This is a genomic window from Burkholderia sp. HAN2018, from assembly GCF_024704855.1.
GTDB classification, from domain to species: domain Bacteria; phylum Pseudomonadota; class Gammaproteobacteria; order Burkholderiales; family Burkholderiaceae; genus Burkholderia; species Burkholderia cepacia.
Genome location: NZ_QOBB01000485.1, coordinates 1 through 1,705, shown reverse-complemented (window position 1 = coordinate 1,705; position 1,705 = coordinate 1). Strand labels below are relative to the sequence as shown.

Below are 1,705 nucleotides of genomic sequence, written 5' to 3'. Positions count from 1 at the left end.
CGCATGGCCGGCCGGCAGCCGGCGCAGCGCCGCGCGGGCGAGCAGGTCCGCGCGCAACGCGGGCGGCAGCGCGGCGAACCACGGGTTCGCTTCGATCTGCGGCAGGTACGGGGCGAGCGAAGAGGGCATGGGCACGCGATGTCGGGTAGCTGACAGAGGTTCTCGGGCGTGACGCGCATCATAGCGCTCAACCACCGACCAGGAGACGCGATGAAGACGCTCGAAGACCATCTTTCCCAATATGCGGCCTACCACCGCGACGCGCGCAACATCGCGACGCATCTGGTCGGGATCCCGATGATCGTATTCGCGGTCGAGGTGCTGCTGTCGCGGCCGGCGCTCGGGATGCCGGCCGGGGTCGCGCTGTCGCCGGCGCTGCTGCTCGCCGTCGCGTTCGCGGTGTTCTACCTGCGGCTCGACCTGCGGTTCGGGATCGTGATGACCGCGCTGTTCGCGCTGGGCCTGTGGGCCGCGCAGGCGCTCGCGTTGCTGCCGACCGCGCAATGGCTCGCGATCGGCATCGGCGCGTTCGTCGTCGGCTGGATCGTCCAGTTCGTCGGGCACTGGTTCGAAGGGCGCAAGCCCGCCTTCGTCGACGATCTGGTCGGCCTGATGGTCGGGCCGCTGTTCGTCGTCGCCGAGGTCGCGTTCTTCGCGGGACTGCGCGGCGAAGTGCGCCGCGAAGTCGAGCGGCGGGCCGGCCCCGTGCACGGCGGCGCGCATTCGCATGTCTGACGCACCGGTCTGCGTATTCGGCGCGGGCGCCGTCGGCTGCTATCTCGGCGGACGGCTCGCGGCGGCCGGCGCGAATGTGACGCTCGTCGGGCGCGCACGGATCGGCGATGCGATTCGTCGGCGCGGGCTGACGCTGACCGACCGGCGCGGCTATCGTGCGACGCTCGCCCCGGCCGATGTCGTGTTCACGACCGATCCGGCGGCTGCGGCGGCCGCGCGGCTCGTGCTCGTGGCGGTGAAATCGGCCGCGACGCGTGAGGCCGCGGCGCAGCTTGCCGGCGTGCTGCGGCCCGGCACGGTCGTGATCAGCTTCCAGAACGGCCTGCACAATGCCGACGTGCTGCGCGAGGCGCTGCCGCAAGCAATCGTGCTGGCCGGCATGGTGCCGTTCAACGTGATCGAGCGCGAGCCCGGCGCGTTTCACCAGGGCTCGGCCGGCGCGCTTGCGGCCGACGCGTCTCCCGCGCTGCAGCCGTTTGCCGACGCATTCGCGCGCGCCGGGCTGCCGCTCGAACTGCATCGCGACATGCGGGCCGTGCAGTGGGCGAAGCTGCTGCTCAACCTGAACAACGCGGTCAATGCGCTCGCGAACCTGCCGCTGCGCGACGAACTCGCGCAACGTGCGTACCGGCGCTGCGTCGCGCTCGCGCAGCGCGAAGCGCTGCACTGCCTGGCGCTGGCCGCGATCCGGCCTGCGCGGTTGACGCCGTTGCCGGCCGCGTGGATCCCGGCCGTGCTCGACTTGCCCGATTTCGCGTTTCGCGTGCTCGGCGGCCGGATGCTCGCGATCGACCCGCTCGCGCGTTCGTCGATGTCCGACGATCTCGCGGCGCAGCGTGCGACGGAAGTCGAGTGGATCAACGGCGAGGTCGTGCGGCTGGCCGCGCGCGTCGGCGCGCAGGCGCCCGTCAATGCGCGACTGTGCGCGCTCGTGCATGACGCGGAACGTGCGGCGGCGCGCCCGGCCTGG

At 72.1% G+C, this 1,705-nt stretch carries 2 protein-coding genes and 1 pseudogene; 2 read left to right on the top strand and 1 reads right to left on the bottom strand.

Features of this window, described 5'->3' with window-relative positions; all coding sequences use genetic code 11:
* Nucleotides 1-129 (bottom strand): annotated as a pseudogene (locus tag DPV74_RS41230) (Crp/Fnr family transcriptional regulator); the annotation flags it as partial.
* An 81-nt stretch (nt 130-210) separates the two neighbouring features.
* Here DPV74_RS41230 and DPV74_RS41225 point away from each other — a divergent pair.
* On the top strand, nt 211-735 hold the full coding sequence (locus tag DPV74_RS41225; protein ID WP_059692590.1) for a DUF962 domain-containing protein: 525 nt from the start codon (nt 211-213) through the stop codon (nt 733-735).
* A partial coding sequence (locus DPV74_RS41220; protein ID WP_119339275.1) for a 2-dehydropantoate 2-reductase occupies nt 728-1,705 on the top strand: 978 nt, incomplete at its 3' end. The genes DPV74_RS41225 and DPV74_RS41220, both read left to right, overlap by 8 nt.

Coding starts and splice junctions, on each gene's coding strand:
- DPV74_RS41225 (WP_059692590.1), top strand. CDS start 211: ATGAAGACGCTCGAAGACCATCTTTCCCAATATGCGGCCTACCACCGC.